Annotated in this window: 16 protein-coding genes and 5 pseudogenes; 9 read left to right on the top strand and 12 right to left on the bottom strand. The window is 40.1% G+C overall.

Translation table 11 applies throughout. The annotated features are described in order from the left end of the window. The first annotated feature begins 222 nt into the window (after positions 1-222). Positions 223-1,053 carry a hypothetical protein gene (locus tag G7Y90_RS03610; RefSeq protein ID WP_250163413.1) on the top strand — a complete coding sequence of 277 codons (831 nt, stop codon included), beginning with the start codon at positions 223-225 and terminating at the stop codon, positions 1,051-1,053. A gap of 82 nt (positions 1,054-1,135) precedes the next feature. Continuing rightward, a complete protein-coding gene (locus tag G7Y90_RS17675; RefSeq protein ID WP_284143818.1) occupies positions 1,136-1,258 on the top strand; it encodes a hypothetical protein in 123 nt (40 codons plus the stop codon). A gap of 204 nt (positions 1,259-1,462) precedes the next feature. On the opposite strand, the gene G7Y90_RS03605 is transcribed toward G7Y90_RS17675, so the two are convergent. Further along, the gene (locus G7Y90_RS03605; protein ID WP_250163412.1) at positions 1,463-2,509 is read right to left on the bottom strand and encodes a hypothetical protein; all 1,047 of its coding nucleotides are present in this window, start codon (positions 2,507-2,509) and stop codon (positions 1,463-1,465) included. An 83-nt stretch (positions 2,510-2,592) separates the two neighbouring features. Between G7Y90_RS03605 and G7Y90_RS03600 the strand changes: the two genes are divergently transcribed. Together G7Y90_RS03600 and G7Y90_RS03595 are read left to right on the top strand one after the other, a co-directional pair. Then, entirely contained in the window at positions 2,593-2,943 is a 351-nt protein-coding gene (locus tag G7Y90_RS03600) for an IS630 transposase-related protein (RefSeq protein ID WP_250163411.1), read from the top strand. A 40-nt stretch (positions 2,944-2,983) separates the two neighbouring features. Further along, positions 2,984-3,244 (top strand): transposase, encoded by a 261-nt coding sequence (locus G7Y90_RS03595; RefSeq protein ID WP_250163410.1) that lies wholly within the window; start codon positions 2,984-2,986, stop codon positions 3,242-3,244. A gap of 150 nt (positions 3,245-3,394) precedes the next feature. Here G7Y90_RS03595 and G7Y90_RS03590 read toward each other — a convergent pair whose 3' ends face one another. The 5 genes and pseudogenes from G7Y90_RS03590 to G7Y90_RS03565 all read right to left on the bottom strand — a co-directional run bounded on the left by G7Y90_RS03590 (position 3,395) and on the right by G7Y90_RS03565 (position 6,776). After that, on the bottom strand, positions 3,395-4,099 hold the full coding sequence (locus G7Y90_RS03590; RefSeq protein WP_250163409.1) for an ATP-dependent nuclease: 705 nt from the start codon (positions 4,097-4,099) through the stop codon (positions 3,395-3,397). A 341-nt stretch (positions 4,100-4,440) separates the two neighbouring features. After that, positions 4,441-5,007, bottom strand: coding sequence for an IS630 family transposase (locus G7Y90_RS03585; RefSeq protein WP_502937394.1), 567 nt, complete (start codon positions 5,005-5,007; stop codon positions 4,441-4,443). Between the two features lie 7 nt (positions 5,008-5,014). Continuing rightward, positions 5,015-5,071: pseudogene (locus G7Y90_RS18835) on the bottom strand (IS630 transposase-related protein); the annotation flags it as partial. A 476-nt stretch (positions 5,072-5,547) separates the two neighbouring features. Further along, positions 5,548-5,874, bottom strand: coding sequence for an AAA family ATPase (locus G7Y90_RS03570; protein WP_250163407.1), 327 nt, complete (start codon positions 5,872-5,874; stop codon positions 5,548-5,550). Between the two features lie 94 nt (positions 5,875-5,968). Next, a pseudogene (locus G7Y90_RS03565) lies at positions 5,969-6,776 on the bottom strand (crotonase/enoyl-CoA hydratase family protein). Positions 6,777-6,990: 214 nt separating this feature from the next. Here G7Y90_RS03565 and G7Y90_RS03560 point away from each other — a divergent pair. Both G7Y90_RS03560 and rlmF read left to right on the top strand, forming a co-directional pair. Then, complete coding sequence (locus G7Y90_RS03560) at positions 6,991-7,728, top strand: LysE family translocator (protein WP_250163406.1); 738 nt, start codon at positions 6,991-6,993, stop codon at positions 7,726-7,728. A gap of 65 nt (positions 7,729-7,793) precedes the next feature. After that, complete coding sequence (gene rlmF, locus G7Y90_RS03555) at positions 7,794-8,831, top strand: 23S rRNA (adenine(1618)-N(6))-methyltransferase RlmF (protein WP_250163405.1); 1,038 nt, start codon at positions 7,794-7,796, stop codon at positions 8,829-8,831. 123 nt (positions 8,832-8,954) lie between these two features. Here rlmF and G7Y90_RS03550 read toward each other — a convergent pair. From G7Y90_RS03550 to dnaA, 6 genes and pseudogenes are all read right to left on the bottom strand, one after another. After that, positions 8,955-9,538 (bottom strand): annotated as a pseudogene (locus tag G7Y90_RS03550) (manganese efflux pump MntP). A 124-nt stretch (positions 9,539-9,662) separates the two neighbouring features. After that, positions 9,663-12,276: pseudogene (gene gyrB / locus G7Y90_RS03545) on the bottom strand (DNA topoisomerase (ATP-hydrolyzing) subunit B). A 487-nt stretch (positions 12,277-12,763) separates the two neighbouring features. Next, complete coding sequence (locus tag G7Y90_RS18830) at positions 12,764-13,726, bottom strand: DNA replication/repair protein RecF (protein ID WP_502937393.1); 963 nt, start codon at positions 13,724-13,726, stop codon at positions 12,764-12,766. Further along, entirely contained in the window at positions 13,723-14,136 is a 414-nt protein-coding gene (locus G7Y90_RS03535; protein WP_250163404.1) for an AAA family ATPase, read from the bottom strand. Before G7Y90_RS03535 ends, G7Y90_RS18830 begins: the two co-directional genes overlap by 4 nt. Before the next feature lie 170 nt (positions 14,137-14,306). Continuing rightward, positions 14,307-15,485: a DNA polymerase III subunit beta gene (dnaN, locus tag G7Y90_RS03530; RefSeq protein WP_250163403.1), complete on the bottom strand. Its 1,179-nt coding sequence runs from the start codon at positions 15,483-15,485 to the stop codon at positions 14,307-14,309. A gap of 161 nt (positions 15,486-15,646) precedes the next feature. Beyond that, a pseudogene (gene dnaA / locus G7Y90_RS03525) lies at positions 15,647-17,090 on the bottom strand (chromosomal replication initiator protein DnaA). Between the two features lie 622 nt (positions 17,091-17,712). Between dnaA and rpmH the strand changes: the two are divergent. From rpmH to yidD, 3 genes are all read left to right on the top strand, one after another. Next, a complete protein-coding gene (gene rpmH / locus G7Y90_RS03520; protein ID WP_007394757.1) occupies positions 17,713-17,847 on the top strand; it encodes a 50S ribosomal protein L34 in 135 nt (44 codons plus the stop codon). Between the two features lie 200 nt (positions 17,848-18,047). Then, the gene (gene rnpA, locus G7Y90_RS03515; protein ID WP_250163402.1) at positions 18,048-18,497 is read left to right on the top strand and encodes a ribonuclease P protein component; all 450 of its coding nucleotides are present in this window, start codon (positions 18,048-18,050) and stop codon (positions 18,495-18,497) included. Next, positions 18,497-18,796, top strand: coding sequence for a membrane protein insertion efficiency factor YidD (yidD, locus tag G7Y90_RS03510; protein WP_502937415.1), 300 nt, complete (start codon positions 18,497-18,499; stop codon positions 18,794-18,796). The genes rnpA and yidD overlap by 1 nt, the downstream gene beginning before the upstream one ends. Positions 18,797-18,938: the final 142 nt, after the last annotated feature.

The following is an 18,938-nucleotide window of genomic DNA, read 5'->3' as shown; positions in this document are numbered from 1 at the left end:
TTTTATTATAACTGTTCATTCGTCGGCTTAAATGACCTTTGAAAATATAATGCTATCATTATTTGAATAATGGTTAAAAATTAGTGTGACATTAATATTGCGGACTCTACATATGATCAAGTTATTTATGCCAGAGTATGTTCATATTGCAAAGATTGTGATCTATCAGCTTTTACCCAACCCCCCTACTAAGCCAAGATGGCTTGTCTAAAAGGATTTAGCATGATGAAAATGGATTCCCTATCAAAATTAGCACTCAAAATCAGTTCCCTTACTCTCGCCATTGTCGCAACTTCTGCATGCACTGCTATGGCAACAGGTGCTGACTCTCAAGTTTCAAATACCCAAACCACTACGAATAGTACTGCCATTACTTTAGGCAATAGTGCTATGTCTAGCGGCACTAACGACACGGTTGCTATCGGTAATATGGCCAATGCTGGTCTGAACTCAGCAACCGCTGTCGGCGGTCAAGCCAACGCTGCAGGTTTAGGCTCAACCTCTATCGGTTGGCAATCAAAAGCCACTGCCGAACGCGCGCAAGCCTTTGGTCATCTAGCCAATGCTAGCGGTGTTCGCTCTACCGCAGTCGGCGAAGCGGCAATCGCTGGTGGTACTAACGATACGGTCGCTGTCGGCAATAAAGCCAATGCAGGTCTAAACTCCGCAACGGCTGTTGGCGGGGAAGCCAATGCCGCAGGTTTAGGCTCAACGTCTATCGGTTGGCAATCAAAAGCCACTGCCGAACGCGCGCAAGCCTTTGGTCATATAGCCGATGCTAGTGGCGTACGCTCTACGGCAGTGGGTGAAGCGGCAGCCGCACAAGGTGCAAACTCGGTAGCACTAGGCAATAAATCTATGGCTGGCGGCATGAATAGCATCGCTATCGGTAACGAGGCAAAAGCGACCAAAAACAACCAAGTCGTCTTAGGTAAGGCTGGACAAGTGCAATCTAGTACCGCATCACAGTCTGGTACGGTTAGAATAGTCACTATCGATGACAACGGCACATTAGGCACTATGATGGTTGACTACTACCAAAAAGCTAAATAATTATAGTTGCGTGGTCAACACTGATGCTGTTGTAGTCAGTCATACTAAATAAAACAAAAAACCTCGCGATTGCGAGGTTTTTTTGGTTGGTATGTTTGGTTTGCTTGGTAGTATTTTGAAGTGCTGTATTAGATTGCGTGGTTATCAGAGCTACTATGAAGCTGAAGCCGATCATCCTGCCATCCGCTATTATCTGCTTATCTAGGTGTGAGGATGGATCAAGCGAAGTACTGCTTCGCCCTGACGCAAGAGAAAATCTATGATTTTCTGTGGCTAGGTTTGGTCTCGAGACTACCCCAAAACCTAGCCTTCGCAACACGCCTATTCAAGCAGGATAGCCGATACTGTCAGGGCTAAACCGCGCCTTCAGAGTATCGATTAAGTATATTTGATTTAATAGTAGAGCTTATCAAAAACACCTGTAAACAGATAGAGAGCAACCTTTAAATTTTCTAATATTTTTTTCAGGCACAAAATATAGTTTGTTTCTTGCTCTACTACAAGCTACATAAAGTTTATTAATAGTTTTTGAAGGTAACTCATGAAGAGTATTTTCAATATAATGCTTTAAAGTGATATTATTCAAAACCACACAAACATCTGAAAAATCATCTAGTCCTTTAACAGCACCCCAATTATCGCCATAACACTTATATTTATTACTTGATTGATAAAATAATTTCACTATTTCATCATCCTTGAATAATCTTAAAGCATCTTTTTCACAGCTAACAAACTCTATTATAGTTGAATCACTACGGTGCGAATTTATACTTATCTTTAGTTTATCACTTATGAATAAGCATACAGTTGGACTACAACGATGGCTAGCAGATAAGGTTGACCTGTCGATTGTATGTCCAGATTTGCTTAATCTTGTTATATATTTAACGTAATCTTCGTGGAGCTTTGCATTTGTATTACCATCTCTACTTGTGTCAAAAGTGTGTTGATAAAAATCACCAACAAGTAGTTGATTCAACTTAGCTGCCCCTAACTCAACTAAAAAGTTGAAATCATTACCTCCAAAATCTTGAATTTCATCAACATATAAATAGTCGAAGTACTTCTCTACTCTATTTATTGTTTCAGCTAACGACCGATTAATGATTAATTTCGCAAGTCTATTAGCATAGATGTAATCGTTTCTCGTAAAATAATGATTTCTATTAGTCATCTTAGTTCTAAGTGGAGGTTTTTGCCATATCAACCCTTTAGAATTCAATTCAACATGAAGTATAGGTTTATAGCAAAATGTATAAAGAAAAGAGAAGTATCCATATACCTTTATTCCGTTTGGAATTAACCCAAACTTCCTTATAATCCTCTTCTTTATATTTTCAACATTATTGATAGTATAAGTTATGATTAAGGCTCTACTATCAGTTTGAAGATCGTTGATAATCGATGTTGTTTTACCAGAACCTGCGACTGCAAGAACTACCCTCTTATCCATTGTATCGCCTTCTCTATATATAGTCAATTCCACCTAAAAGTGTTATAAACTAATTATCAAACCCAATTGTTATTATAAAGACCATGACTTACTCACTAGATTTTCGCAAACAGGTACTAAAAAGCTTAGACGAGGGTATGACCTTTGCCGAGGCGGCTGAGTTTTATAATCTGAGCCCAACCACCATACAGAACTGGAAGCGGCGTGTTCATAGTAAAACAACCAGGCAAACCAAGCCCTATAAAATACCAGATGACGTGCTACTTAATGATGTCAAAGAGTATCCCGATGATTACCAGTATGAGCGAGCTCGTCGCTTAAACTGTAGTAAAACAGGCATTTATCATGCCCTAAAGCGCCTAGGCATCAGTCAAAAAAAAGACCTTAGAACACCCAAAAGCCTGTCCGATCAAAAGAGCGATATATCAGAGTAAGCTTAATAGCTTTAGGCAGCAAGGCTATCCCATCGTTTATATGGATGAAAGTGGCTTTGAGTCTGAGACCATTCGCTCTCATGGTTATGCACCGATTGGTAAGCCTTGTATCGATAGCTACAACTGGCAAGGTAAAAAGCGAACCAACGTTATCGGCGCTCTGTATAACAAGATGCTGTTTGCACTAGATTACTTTAAGCACAACATTAACAGCAGCATATTCTACGAATGGTGCAAACAAACCCTAATCCCAAGTCTTAAAACCAAATGCGTGATTGTGATGGATATGCAGATTTCATAAGAGTAAGCGTATTCAAAAGCTACTGAACAGGCATGGTCATCGTATTATGGCTGCCACCGTACAGCCCTGATTTGAACCCTATTGAAAGAAATGGGCACAAGTAAAGTTTCTACGCCAAGGCTGGTTGGAAAACGACTTATCCAAGTTGTTTTATGATGTTTGTCCTAACCATAACAATTTTGTTTTGAACTGACTATAAACTGGAATATTGATTTCATCTGCTCTTTCATCAAGTAACTTGAAAGCACTATCTGCTTTATTTTTGAGCATATAATCCAAAATAGGTAGCGTTCTTTTAGGAGAAGAAAATATTTGATCGCAAAGTTTTTTGTTTATGTTATAAAGACATATTTCAAAGGTTTCATTTTTATTATCAGAGTCATAAAACACTTCTATATCACTAGATAAATAATCACGGTATCTCTGTAGACAGTGCTTATTATAGTCTCCATCATTATCCCTAATGACAGCAGTTTTAATACCTAATTTCTCAGCTAAATCTAAGTACCTTTTAAAACTTGTGCCTCCTACCGATAAGATATGTACATCGTCAACATCTGGTGTAGATTGGCTACACTTCTTATAGAAAGCTTCTAATAATATAAACTCAGCATCACCTTCTACAAGAATTACTTTTTTAGATAAAATAAATTCCAAAATATTATTGTTTGGTGCTTTCATAAAGAACTTAGCAGTATCTTCTGGTATATCTTTCAAGGTTACAGGATATCTACTATTACTATTTAATAAGATAGACTTCCTTAGATCTAGACGCGTGCTTACCAGACTACTATGAGTTGCAATAAAAATCTGGTCTACTGAAGAGGCAGATATCCGATTGATAAGCTTTTTCATACTAATGTGGCTCAAATGGTTCTCTGGCTCTTCCAATAAAATTGTGTTTACTGATTTTCCTTGAGGTTGACTTAAAGCAAACTCTGTTTTGACAAAGCACTGCTTTCCTTTACCTTTGTGTTCAATGGGTATATCTCCTTCAACAATAGTTAAGTCAGTATCAAGGTTTGAGCGTGGGTTTGAACGTATTGAAAACTCATAGTCACTTAAATTATTGTTAACTCTGTGTAAGCTATTATCCTTAAAACTAATTTTTGCTGCCTATACTCGTTAGCTAGGATGCTTCGATCAACTGGGCTTAATAGTGATTCGTAAGATTTGATATGTACCTTCTAGTATAGTCAGTCTATAATAAAAGAGATACAGCCCATATCCTGAAACAGTTTTGGTAAATTATTCTCCATCCACCCTTGGCGTAGAAACTTAGCCTGTGCCCACTTTTTCTCGATAGGGTTTAGATCAGGGCTGTACGGCGGCAGCCAAAGAATACGATGCCCGTGCCTGTTTAGTAGCTTTTGAATACGTTTGCTTTTATGAAATCTAGCATTATCCATAACTATAACGCATTTAGTCTTAAGGCTTGGGATTAGTGTTTGTTTGCACCATTGGTAGAATATGCTGCTATTAATATTTTTCTCAAAGTAATCAAGCGCAAACAGCATTTTTTCATACAGAGCACCGATGACGTTAGTACGCTTTTTTGCTTGCCAGTTGTAGCGATCAATACAAGGTTTGCCAATTGGTGCATAGCCATAAGGGCGAATAGTTTCGGCCTCAAAGCCACTTTCGTCCATATACATAATGGGATAGCCTTGCTGCTTAAAGCTATCAAGCTTACTCTGATATATCGCTCTTTTTATTGGACACACTTTTGGATGTTCTAAGGTCTTTTTTTTGACTGATACCAAGGCGCTTCAAGGCAATCTCAATACCCGATTTACTGCAGCCTAGACGCTGTGCTCGCTCGTACATATAATCATCTGGATGTTGAGCGACGTCTTTGAGAAGAGCCTCATTCGGTTTTTACTGGGTGGCTTATCCCGAGTTTTCTTAATACTTGGGTTTTTTAACCAACGCTGTAGTGCTGTTTTGCTAACATTATAGAAAATACAAGCTTGACGAATACTCATGTCTTTGTTTTGGACACTTTTGATCACTTGCGCTCGAAAGTCTGCTGAATAGGTCATGTTCTTCTGCCGTGTCGCTTATTTTAAAAGTATTGTATCTTATTTATAAAAGACTAACTATAGCATACTCATTATTAATCTGTGTGCTATCAATAGCTATATATCTAAAGTATTTACTATAACCAGAAAATGCAATTCCTGCGAAAGTACTAAAGTTAATATCGTAAAGCTCAAATGGAAAATTATCACCGGACTGGCTTAGTATAGAACTAATCTCCTAGTAGACTTTCATTTGGTTTACAGATTAATTGAAGCCCATCGCTATTTTTTATCTAGATTATAGTTACCATAAAGGTTAGGATCATTTTGCTCTTCTAAATATATTTCTACATGAATAGTAGGTAATTTATCAATTTCTTTACTACTTGAAAGAAAGTTTTTAATTACTGACATTGAGAAAATATTTTCTAGCCCTATACTTTCGACACGAGCAGCACTTCCACTTATCACAAGCTCTAATGCCGTTAGTATCGTACTTTTCCCAGCCTCATTATCCCCAATTATTAGATTTATATTTGGCGTAAAATCAACTTCAAAATCCTCGAACCTTTTAAAGTTCTTTAGTTTCAACTTTTTTATAACTTTCACATTTAATCTCTTAAATAAAAGGGCAAAATAATAATGTCAGAATAAGTATTTACTATCAACATTTGTAATGAAAATAGTCCAATATTGATTAAGTCTAACGCCCCACAAACTCAGCCTCACGTCTCTCAACCATCGCCATCGCACCCTCTTTTGCATCTTCTGAATGAAACAAATGTGGCAGATAACCATGAATATTAGCTAATGCCACTTTTGCGCCATTAAGGCTGGCATCTTGCGCTGAGGATAGTAATCCTTGCACGCCATGCGGTGCAGCGTTGCAAATCTCTTTAGCGATAGTCAGCGCGCGCTCTTCTTCTCCATTTGCCACCACTTCGCTGACCAAATTCAGTCTATCAGCCGTTTGCGCGTCAAAGTTTTTACCTGTTAATAGATACGGCATGGCTTTTTGCCAGCCAGCTGCTGCTACAAAGCGTACAGTCGCGCCACCAAAGGGCATGATGCCGCGCTGCACTTCCATTTGCGCAAAGTTGCAGTTGTCACTTGCGATAACGACATCGCTATTTAACATCAACTCAATCCCAGCGGTAAAGCAGGTGCCTTGTACTGCCACGACGACTGGCTTACTGCGTAATTTGCCACCGATTCCCCACGGATCGATTTCGTCGGCAAACTCAAATGCGCCTTTATCCCATTTATCTTGTAGCTCCATCAAATCAAGACCTGCGTGAAGTGCTCACCGTGAGCGAATATCAGCGCACAGCGAAGATTGGCATCGTTTTTCATAATTAGTGAGTGCGTCAGACATTGCTTAATCATATGGCTATCAAGGCATTGCGTTTATCGGCACGATTGAGTCCGATTAGGCAGATGTAATCTTGGAAGTCATAGGTAATGCGAGTGTCATTGCTAGTAGAATTACTATTATTACTTTCCGTAGTCATATTTTTATCCTTATTAGAGCGATCGTTTTATGGTTTGTCACATGGCGAATTAATACCGCTAAAATTATGTAACTTACTTTCAATATAGACATACGTTCGGTGCAACGCAAGCATCGTTTTAGCATGAGCCTCAATAGCTGGTGTCAATATCAGTTGACCTCATTTACGATAAGTGCAACTATTATCCAACTCAAGACATGACTCAGAGCATTTTATGGAATTTTGGCACGGTTTTTTGCTTATCACCAGCGTCCATCTACTCGCTGCCGCCTCTCCGGGTCCTGATTTTGTTTTGGTCTCGCAGCAAACTTTGGCAAAAGGGCGACGCACAGGTTTGATTTGTAGTCTTGGTATTACTTTGGGTCTTGCGATACACATCACTTATTCGGTCCTAGGACTGGCGACGGTGATTGCTCATTCGCAGCCATTACTGACCGCTATTAAATGGTTAGGTGGCAGTTACCTTATTTATTTAGGATGGCAAGGTATTCAAGCCAAACCGAAAAAAACATCAGAATTAGCAAATCCAGTAGAGCTAATAGATTCAGGTGTTCACGTTTCACAAGATATGCTTATTGAGCAAACGACTTCTACCAATCATACCGGGCTTTCTGATAAAGCCATTTCTAATAAAAAACCGCCTACTGATACAGACTCAACCGCTTCCATTCTACGCCGTGGATTTTTTTGCAATGTGTTTAATCCCAAAGCGCCCGTCTATTTCGTCGCGATATTTACCCTCGTTTTATCACCCGATATACCGCTGTGGCAATTGGCTATTTATGGCGTATGGATGATGGTCTTGCAGATGGCATGGTTTAGTACCGTGGTGATGTTACTGTCTATTCCTGCCATTCATCGTCGCTTTCAGCGTTTTGAACATTGGATCGACCGCGTATTGGGTACAGCGATGATAATATTGGGATTAAATCTGATTTTACGTAGTCGATAAGACGCTAGTGACTCGTGAAATCTGCTAAAATGGTGCATTATATTCAAACATCAAAGCCCGATACTATGACCAGTAAGCCTATGAACCGTCGCCCGACCGCCAACAATCAACGAAACAGATCGCCTGAAACTGCCAAAAAATTAGGGCAGCTACATCCGCGCAATCCGCACCAAGGTCGTTATGACTTTGAAGTATTGACTCGCGCTTTGCCTGAGCTTGCTAAGCACACCATTACCAATCCCAAAGGCGAGTCGACGATTAACTTCTCAGACAGTGCCGCCGTGCGCGTCCTTAATCAGGCACTACTAGCAAATTATTATGGTGTGAAGTTTTGGGATATTCCGGAAGGTTATCTCTGTCCACCGATTCCGGGACGTGCCGATTATATTCATTATATTGCCGATTTACTCGCGCAAACGACGCATGTTAATAAAGAAAATACGCCACCGACTGGCAAAGAAATCCACGCCCTTGATATTGGCACCGGTGCCAGCGCGATTTATCCGATTATTGGTAGTCAAAGCTACGGTTGGCGATTTACCGCCTCAGACATTGATCCTATTTCGGTCAATACCGCCGCGCTGATTTGTGAAACCAATCCAAAGCTAAAAAGTGCGGTTAAAGTCAAACTACAGACCGAACCTAAATTTATTTTTAAAAATATCATCGGTCGCCAAGATTACTTTGATGTGGTGGTTTGCAACCCGCCGTTTCATGCCTCATTAGAAGAAGCGATGGAAGCCAATAGCCGTAAGCAGCATAATTTGCAACGACATCGCGGTAAGAATGAGAACGCACAAATCAGCCGCAGCTCAACCAAGTCTGGCAATGCCGCGCAGAATTTAAACTTTGGTGGTCAGCATAAAGAGCTATGGTCTGAGGGTGGCGAGATTGCCTTTTTAACCAAGATGGCAAAAGAGAGTCAAGATTTCGCTGAGCATGTTGGCTGGTTCACAAGTTTAGTCTCAAAATCAGAAAACGTGAAGCCTATGCAATTGCTATTAAAACAACTTGGTGTTGCCCAAATGCGCATCATTGAGATGAGCCAAGGTCAAAAAAGCACGCGTATACTCGCATGGCGTTTTGATACTGACGAAGAGTAAATAGTAGTTAATATAAAATAGTTATTGTTTCACGTGAAACAAAGTCTTTATTAAAAAAGCACCCCTTTGATCATCAAAGGGGTGCTTTTTATTGTAGAGAATCAATTCAAATAATGATGCTTATTAACGGATAAACATCACCTTTATGCCAATGGCTATCAGTACTAATCCACCCAGTATCTCAGCTTTATCCTCGAGCCAAGTTCCAGAAGACTTACCTAAATAGCTACCGCAAAAGCCAAATCCAGCGGTGATAATAGCGATAATGAAGCACGCTAGCCACGCATTAACTGCTAGTAAATTCAAAGTAAAGCCTGCTGCCATCGCATCAATACTGGTAGCGATAGCCAATGTAAACATCATACGATGATTGATTTTTTCTTGTATGTTGACGTCAAAACTGTCTGCTAATACCGCTTCAACCTCACCATTAAACGCTTCATATAACATCTTAGCGCCAAGCATAATAAGAATCCCACCACCAATCCACGGTGCAGCAGTCGCCAACCAGCCTAGCAATACTGCACCCAATAGATAACCTATCAGCGGCATCACACACCCTGCGCAATACCAAAATACAGTGCTGCATAAACCGCTAAACGCAGCACATAAGCAGATGAGTGCTTTTGCGACTTAGCCCCTAACCCAATCGCGACCGCAAATGCATCCATCGCCAAGGCTATCGCAAGTAAAAAAACTTCGATCATTTCTATATCCATTATCTAAAGCAATTCGTAAACCAAGTTTCACGTGAAACAATTCTAACATTAAAAAACCACCGCCTTGACTGCCAAAGCGGTGGTTTTTTAGTGAGTCACAATATTATGCTATTTAAATATCTAGGTTAGAGACTGTTAACGCATTCTCTTCGATAAAGATACGACGCGGTTCAACATGATCACCCATCAAGCAGGTAAACATATGATCCGCCGCAATCGCGTCTTCAATCGTCACACGTAACATACGACGGTTTTCAGGATCCATCGTGGTATCCCAGAGCTGATCTGCGTTCATTTCACCCAGCCCTTTATAGCGCTGAATTGCTAGACCACGACGCGCATCAAGCATCATCTGCTGCCAGAGGTAATCAAAGTCGCGTACAGGGATATCTTTGGTCGTACCAGTCGTTGCTTCACGGCGGATAAAGGCATCTTCTGCAAGCAAGGTATTCCATTCAGCAGACAAACGCAGCAACTTGCTGTACTCGCCGGAATTGATAAAGCTAGCATCTAGCAGATAATGATGAGCTAACTGGTGCACATACACCGTAATACGCGGTAGCCACTGTGCTTTTGCTACTGGAGCTTCAGCGTCAACATTTTCCGCGCCTTCAACTTCAATGACAGGCTTCATACCCAATAAATCAGCAGCAGCAGCATCCATATTTTTAGGCTGCGGCGCATGGATATTGACCAGTTCAATCTCCGGACTCAAGTCACTACCGAAGTGCTCAAGCTGAGCTTGCATCGCCTCTTGCCAAGCTTGCATCGCAGGCAAATCATAAGTCATATCAGTGCTAAGCTTCGTATGCGTCAGCGCATCCAATAACACCGCTGGGAAACGAATCTGCAAACGGGCTTTGATAAGCTGCGTTTGGTTATAATCATTCAGTAGCGTCTCTAGCGCTTGCCCCGTAATAGCAGGAGCATCCGCACTGATATGCAACTTAGTATTGTCAATCGTTGATGATAATAAATACGCTTTGAGTGCTTCGTCGTCTTTTAGGTATAACTCTTGACGACCTTTTTTCACTTTATAAAGCGGTGGTTGGGCGATATAAATATAACCACGCTCAATCAACTCAGGCGTTTGACGGAAGAAGAAAGTCAGCAACAGGGTACGAATATGCGATCCATCAACGTCCGCATCGGTCATGATGATAATTTTATGATAACGTACTTTATCCGGATTATATTCATCTGGACCAATGCCGCAACCAAGCGCAGTAATCAAGTTACCAACCTCAGCAGAAGACAGCATTTTGTCAAAGCGTGCGCGCTCTACGTTTAGGATTTTACCTTTCAATGGCAAAATCGCTTGGGTTTTTCGGCTACGACCTTGTTTTGCTGAACCACCTGCAGAGTCACCCTCCACAATGTACAGTTCTGACAATGCTGGATCTTTTTCTTGGCAATCTGCTAACTTACCAGGCAAACCAGCGATATCTAACGTGGTCTTGCGACGCGTCATTTCACGCGCTTTACGAGCGGCATCACGAGCACGAGCGGCATCAATTATTTTGCCAGCAATAGCCTTACCAGCGCTTGGATTCTCTTGCAGATAATCATTAAACTTATCATGCATTGCTGATTCGACAGCAGATTTCACTTCACTTGATACCAGTTTATCTTTGGTTTGACTCGAAAACTTAGGATCTGGAACTTTAACAGATACGATAGCGGTTAGACCTTCACGCGCATCATCACCAGTAGCAACGACCTTCTCTTTTTTAAAGAGATTCTCGCGATCCATATAGGTATTCAAACAACGCGTCAACGCTGAACGAAAGCCAGATAGATGCGTACCACCATCCCTTTGGGGAATATTGTTGGTGAAACAAAATACTTTTTCGTTATAAGTATCTGTCCACTGTAACGCCACTTCGACACTGATACCATCATCTTGCTCACTCACAAAATGAAAGACTTCATTGATGCCATCTTTACCAGCATTGATATAGCTGACAAATTCTGACAAGCCGCCTTTGTGTTCAAACTCATGACGCTTATCAATACGCTCATCCGTTAAAACAATGCGTACGCCCGAGTTCAAAAATGATAGCTCACGCAAACGCTTCGCTAAAATATCGTACTCAAAGATGGTGCCAGTAAACACATCGCTACTTGGATAAAAGCGAATTTGCGTACCAGTTTTGTCGGTTGGCTCCATTTGCTGAATGTCCGCATCAGGCACCCCATCGGTATAGGTTTGATGATAGTGATAGCCTTCACGCCAAATATTCATTTCAAGCTTTTTCGATAGGGCGTTAACGACCGAGACACCAACACCACTGTAAGCCGCCTGATACTTTATAGCTGTTATCATCGAACTTACCGCCTGCATGCAAGACAGTCATAATGACCTGCGCGGCAGATACACCCTCTTCTGGATGGATATCGACAGGCACGCCGCGACCATTATCCATGACGCTCACAGATTCGTCTTCGTGGATAATGATATCGATTTGATCACAATGACCCGCGAGTGCCTCATCGATAGAGTTATCCACCACCTCAAAGACCATATGATGTAAGCCTGTACCATCATCCGTATCACCGATGTACATACCAGGGCGTACGCGTACCGCTTCTAACCCGCGCAATACACGAATATCTTTGGAGCTATAATCAGAAGGTAAACTTTCAGGAACCACCGCTGGTGCCGTAGTTTCAGCAATGCTGTCTGACGTCAGTTGCTCGTGGTCGGTAGGTAATGAATCACTCATGTGCATTCCTTAATCTAGCCATAATCAGCCGTTTGTTATTAGCGCACCACTACGATGACGCCTCATAACGTTATTTTAGACTTAATTTTTATAGTCAAAACCTTTGATAAGCATTACCAGCTAAAACACGATTAGCTAAAAATTCTTGAGTGTTGATAGCGACTTAAAAAGAGTTTCAAGTCCGCGCTTTTTTTCTCTAACATCGGCTTCTTTTTTTAAACATTATAAAAACCGAGAGAGCAAATAAAACATCTATTTATCAAATACTTAGAAATTTACAGGCATTGGAAAACACCTATATAACGTCATCAAACAACTTGCTGAGAACAGGACAAAATAAAGCCCTATTTTAGCATTTTTTTGCCTCTAAGTCACTGTTTACTGAGCGTTTTATGCCTATAAAACCAGCTCGCAAAGATAGCCTATATCATTGCGAAATGACAGGTAGATAAGTATCGATATGAAAGCCCGTGGAGAAAGGAGATAATTAAGGACTAAAGATTTGACCTTGTTTCACATGAAACGTACTGGGTTTTGACCAATATTGATGCATTAAAGGCAAAATATCATCGGTTAAGCTGGTCATAAATACCTGACATGGCAGCTGCGCTAACGTCGACAATAGAATATCTATCGCCCTATCATCAAGCTCTGCAGTAATATCATCTAGTAATACCACTGGTGTCACCTGAGCATGAGCGCTATCATTTGATAGATCATTTGATAGATCATTTGATAGATCATTTGATAGATCATTTGATAGATCATTTGATAGATCATTTGATAGATCATTTGATAGATCATTTGATAGATCATTTGATAGATCATTTGATAGATCATTTGATAGATCATTTGATAGATCATTTGATAGATCATTTGATAGATCATTAGTCTTTTGAGTATTTAGCAGTAATGGCAGTTGCGATAAACGCAGTGCTGTGATTAATAGCTTTTTTTCACCACGCGACAACACATTGGCTGCCTGCTCTTTTATCACAGCTACTTTGAGGTTAGTGTCCGCTTCATGCATTGTATCTGAGAAATTGTTATTTGACGCTGCCGAGTCATTAGAACGCCAATGCACATGAACATCAGCACGGTGATTACCGATACGAGTATATCCCAGTTGCAAATCCTGTTCTAAGCGCTCGTTAAGCTGTATATCCAGCGCAACATTCGTATCGTAACCAGCATTATAGCTAAGGCTCAATTGATCCGCATAAGCGGGCAATAACTGCGCGATACTTTCAGCAAAATAAGGCTGCCATTCTGCGAATATCCGTTCACGATAATGATGAATCAGTTCCGCATGATTACTAAGTCCTTTGTCCCACGATTTTAGTTCAGCGAGCTGCACTTGGGTCAAATGACTTGTCTTTTTTAGTAAACTATTGCGCTGTTTTAATAGACGCTGATAGGCGAGCCATTGCGGATGAAAACCTTGTTTCATGTGAACACTAGCCAATCTAGCAGCTGGCGACGACTAGCACTACCCTGCTCTAACATATCCATCGTCGATGGATCTATTAGTAGCGTTGGTAGCTGCTCAGTTAAGATGCTTTGGTTATAGACAGTGGTTTGATTCAGACGTAGAATTGTGGTCGCGTCAGCTTGCTTTTGGATAGCTAAGGTACTACTATCATTGAGTCTAGCGTATACAGTCGCTGTATTTTGATGGTGCTGGATATAGCGTTTTGGCTGGTGATGACGAAAGCTTTTTCCTCTTGACAGCAGAAATATGGCTTCAAGTAATGAGGTTTTTCCACTGCCATTGGCACCGATAATGACGTTGCAATCTGTTGCATGTAGATTGACGTGCGTCAGGTTGCGTAGGTTCGATATTTGTAGACGTTCAATCATAATGCCGACAGCCACCTATTGACGCTACCTATAATAATAGGCAAAAGTTTAATAAATATTGAATTTAAAATACTGGATTTTAATCAAAGACACTCAGCTTACCTTAATTTTTTAGTGCAAACTGAGTGTCTTTAGTCCCTGCTATTAAGCCTATTGAAAACATACAGAAACTATATACGCATTGGCATAATGACATACTGATGGAACTCATCATTCAGCTGGTTAACCAACACTGAAGCATTCGATTGGCTCATGTGCATTTGCAAGTCACCTTGAATAACGCCAAGCACATCTTGTAAATAAGCCGCATTAAAAGACAGCTCCATCGGCTCACCTTGATACTTCGCCTGTATCATCTCCACCGCTTCATCTTGCTCTGCATTATTAGCACGAACTTCTACCATCCCATCGCTGGCAAAATTAAACACCACACCGCGAGATTTTTCATTACTTAAAATCGCGACACGGCGCAGTACGTCCGTCATTTTTTCTTGATTGAATAAAGCCAGTTTATCCGTATTACTTGGCATCACTCGGCGATAATCAGGGAATTTTCCATCAATCAGACGCGCAGTGAAAGTAACCATCAGGTTTTGATTAACCTGTCCTGCACTATCAACGTCACCAAAGGGTAAGCTCACTTGCAAAAACTCACGACCGAAGCTCAAGGTGACTTGATTGTCTTGCTCACCAAGCATTTTTCCTAACTCAGAGGCCAAGCGCTCAAGTTCAATGACAGCTTTACGGGGCAAAATAGCCTGCATACTTAAATCAGCACTGACATCGATAACGCTGCGCGCCAAAGCCAATCTGTGCCCATCGGTTGCAACCGTCGTCAGTTGCTGTTGCGACACATCAAACAACATACCAGTGAGATAATAGCGAACATCTTGAATCGCCATTGCAAACTGCGTTTTATGAATCAAATCGATAAGACGATTGCGACTGATGGTCAATGGCGTGATATTTTCGGGATTACCCAAACTCGGATAATCTTCGCTAGGTAATGTCCCTAAGGTGAAGCGACTCTTACCACTGGTTAATAAGCAGCGTTCATTTTCTTGAGTAGCCAAATTAATTTGAGCTTGTGCAGGCAATGATTTACAGATGTCTTTTAATTTTGTTGCAGGTAAAGTTGTGGTACCAGCTTCAATACAAGCACCAGCAGGCAATTTCAACGTCGATGTCAGCTCTACTACTTCTAAATCAGAAGCCGTCAAAATAAGCATTGATTCGGATAGCTGTAGCTTGATATTGCCCAAAATAACCATATTGTGCCGTTTATCAGCAGCCTTGGCGATCAAATTAATGGCTTTTAGTAACGACTCTCGATTAATCGATAATTGCATGCTTGGTTACTCTTATTTAAATGATTTTTATTATAAAACTTAACAATAATGGCTTAATCATACCCTGTCTATTGACTATAATCCATTCGCTGTCTGTCTACTCGTATTTTTAATATTATAAACCATATCAATCCACTAAAACATAGTGATACCGCGACCTGCTAACCCGCTTGCAGCATCAATGCCAGTGTTTTGTAATCCTTATCAAAAGCAGGATCGGCTGCTCGTAGCTCATTAACTTTATCGCAAGCATGCATCACCGTTGTATGATCGCGACCACCGAATGATTGACCAATCTCAGGAAAGCTATCACCAGTCAACTCACGCGATAATGCCATCGCTATTTGACGCGGTCTGGCAATACTGCGCGTGCGTTTACGACCCATCATTTCTTTGATGGTCACATCATAATACTCAGCAACCACTTTGCGAATATTATCCATATTCACAGCTTGCACACGCATCGCGACGATGTCTTTTAGCGCATATTGCACCATTTCAAGAGTAATCTGTGCACCCGTCAAGTTAGCATTGGCAAAGACTTGATTTAGAGCACCTTCTAAACGCCTAACATTTGAAACCACGTTTTGAGCGATGAATAATGCGCATTCTTTAGGCAGTGTCATACCATATGAAGCTGCTTTTTTTTGCAAAATTTGCACACGAGTATCAATCTCAGGCGGATCAACTGCTACAGTGAGCCCCCAAGAAAATCGCGATCTGAAACGTTCATCGAATTCGGTCATTTGCGAAGGATGACGATCTGAAGCCAAAATCAGTTGTTTATCACCACTGGTAAAATCTGCAAATAATGTCAAAAACTCATTACTACTTTTGGTTTTTCCTGCCAATACATGAATATCATCTACAATCAATAAATCCACTTTTTTAATTTTCTTTTTAAAATCTTCTATTTTATTATTTCTTAATGAATAAACCAATTGATTAATAAATTTTTCAGAAGTGAAATAATAAAAACTTTGATTATTTTTAAATATCGATGTGCTACAGAATGCATTAAATGCGTTTTTCCCAAACCAGAAGGTCCGTATATAAATAAAGGATTGTGTCGATTTTTTGATTGGCGCTTACCAAGCTCATAACAGGCTTTATAAGCCAAATTGTTAGACTTGCCAGTGACAAAAGTTTCAAAAGTAAAGTCAGGGTTTAGATAACTCAACGACTTAGCATCAGCAGAATCAACCAATTCTGCATGACGCATATTAGCATCAATATCTGCTTTTGCATTTTTATGATGAATGGTTTCAAACTTATGATCTGCAGGGGTAGGGGAGGGTTTATCTTCTTCAAACAAAGACCCTGATTGCAATTGACGATTGTCTTCATTATCGCGGCCAGCGTTATCAACACGCACAACCACCTCTTCGATACTTCCCTGACTGTGCTTAGCAACCAGCTGCTGTATCTCTTGCAAGTGGTTTTTTTGATGTAAGTCACAAAATAATCATTAGGAGCAAGTATAGTCAGCGTTTGCGCCTCTTGATGAGCTGACAATGGTCTCAACCACATAGTAAATACGTTGTCTTTGACGTTATATCGTAGGTCATTTAGACATTTATCCCAAATATTTGCTGTGTCTATCATGAAAAATACTAACCCTATAATTTGAAATAATATTTGTGTTTTAGCAGTGTGATCTGTTGCGTAGCCCTTAATATTCTCCGCAATTATTTCCGTTGGAAACCATATTGGGAGTTACGTTGATAAACTATACGAAGCCATATATTAAGTAGGGGCTAATCTAACACAAATACCCTGTGGATAAAACCTTGTTTTTTGGGGATAAGGCTGTGGATACTTTTGTGCATAACTTTGAAAGGTGAGTTATCCATATTTAGCCCACAGGTTATCCACAGGTTTACCCATAGTACAATATATTGATAATAAAAAGGAAAACTTACTTAGCCACAGATAATCGAGCTACCAATAACAACAATACTTATATATATTAATAGTTAATTATTATAGAGTTCGACAAAACTGTGGATAACTTTTAGGAATCCATCACTGAATTAATTAACTGAGTCGTTATTTTTTAGTTATGAATATGAACTTTACACACGATGAATCATTTAAAATGATATTTCCTCTGTCAAAATATCTGTCTGCATCGACATAGATTAAATTAGTTCATTGACCCAGATTCTATGCGGTGGTATAATCCTCCGTTATTACGAATTTAGTCCATTATTTTGATAGGTGAGTTATGAAACGTACATTCCAACCAAGCGTGATCAAGCGTAAACGTACTCACGGTTTCCGTGCTCGTATGGCAACTAAAAAGGGCCGTCAGGTCTTAGCTCGTCGCCGCGCTAAAGGACGTCATCGTCTTACTGTATAATCAGTAGATTGCGATAAGCATGGCTTATAGTGCTTGTTGTGTTTCTATTATTTATAGATTGCGATAGTCAATCACCACAACTGACACTTAGCCATATATTAAAAGCGCCCACATCGGCGCTTTTTTTGTCTCTGTACTTTGTTGTTATTTCTGCGCTATTATTTCCGCTACCGTTATTCGCTCTTATACTAGGTTGTGCTATGTCCAATACTGTTTCAGCGGCAGCTAATGCTCGCTTCACCAAAGAGCAGCGTTTGCTCGCGCCTGCAGCCTTCCGTGAGGTTTTTGATGCACCTGAGCGTAAGCTTCATCAGAGCCATCTAATGGCATTTGTGCGTACCAATGATCATGGTAAGCCACGAGTCGGCATGGCTATTACCAAGCGTAAAGTTCCTACAGCTGTCGCGCGAAATTTAATCAAGCGTCAAATACGTGAGCATTTTCGTATAAAGGCTCATTCTTTAGAAAATAAAGATATTGTTTTTATTGTTAAAAAATCTATAAAAGATATAGATAATAAAGAATTAAAAAATCAAATAATTAATATTATTAAGAAAATAGAAAAAAATAAAATGAATTTTTTATTGGTTAATTTAAATAATTTCCTTTATAAGAGTATTTATTATTTTATTATTTTTTATCAAAATTAATAAGTCCACTATTACCTGCTCGTTGCCGCTATTACCCTACGTGCTCGAATTATGGTAAACAAGCTTTGGCATGGCATGGTGTCCGAGCAGGCAGTTGGTTATTATTAAAACGTATCGGCAGTTGTCATCCTTTGGGTGGACACGGCATTGATTTTGTGCCGCTACCGTTATCTTCTTATCATTATCAATATGTACCTTTTAGCGAACTAGCTACTAGTGTCAAAGTTCAAGGTTTATATGTTTTTAGAGATAATAAAAGCTATGTGTCTCGCTTAAACCATATGATGAAAATAACGTAACGTTCATCATAGACTGCGAAGTTGTGGATATCTATTTAGTTACCCACAAGTTATCCACACTCTTGGTATCATTTAAGGCAGATTTTTAGTAAAATGATGCACATTTTATGTAAATGACTGGCAATACTGTTGTCACATACGA

It is taken from the genome of Psychrobacter sp. WY6 (genome assembly GCF_018448495.1).
In the GTDB taxonomy this organism is placed as follows: domain Bacteria; phylum Pseudomonadota; class Gammaproteobacteria; order Pseudomonadales; family Moraxellaceae; genus Psychrobacter.
The sequence above is the reverse complement of the archived record's forward strand: the minus strand, read 5'-3'. Positions and strand labels throughout refer to the sequence as shown.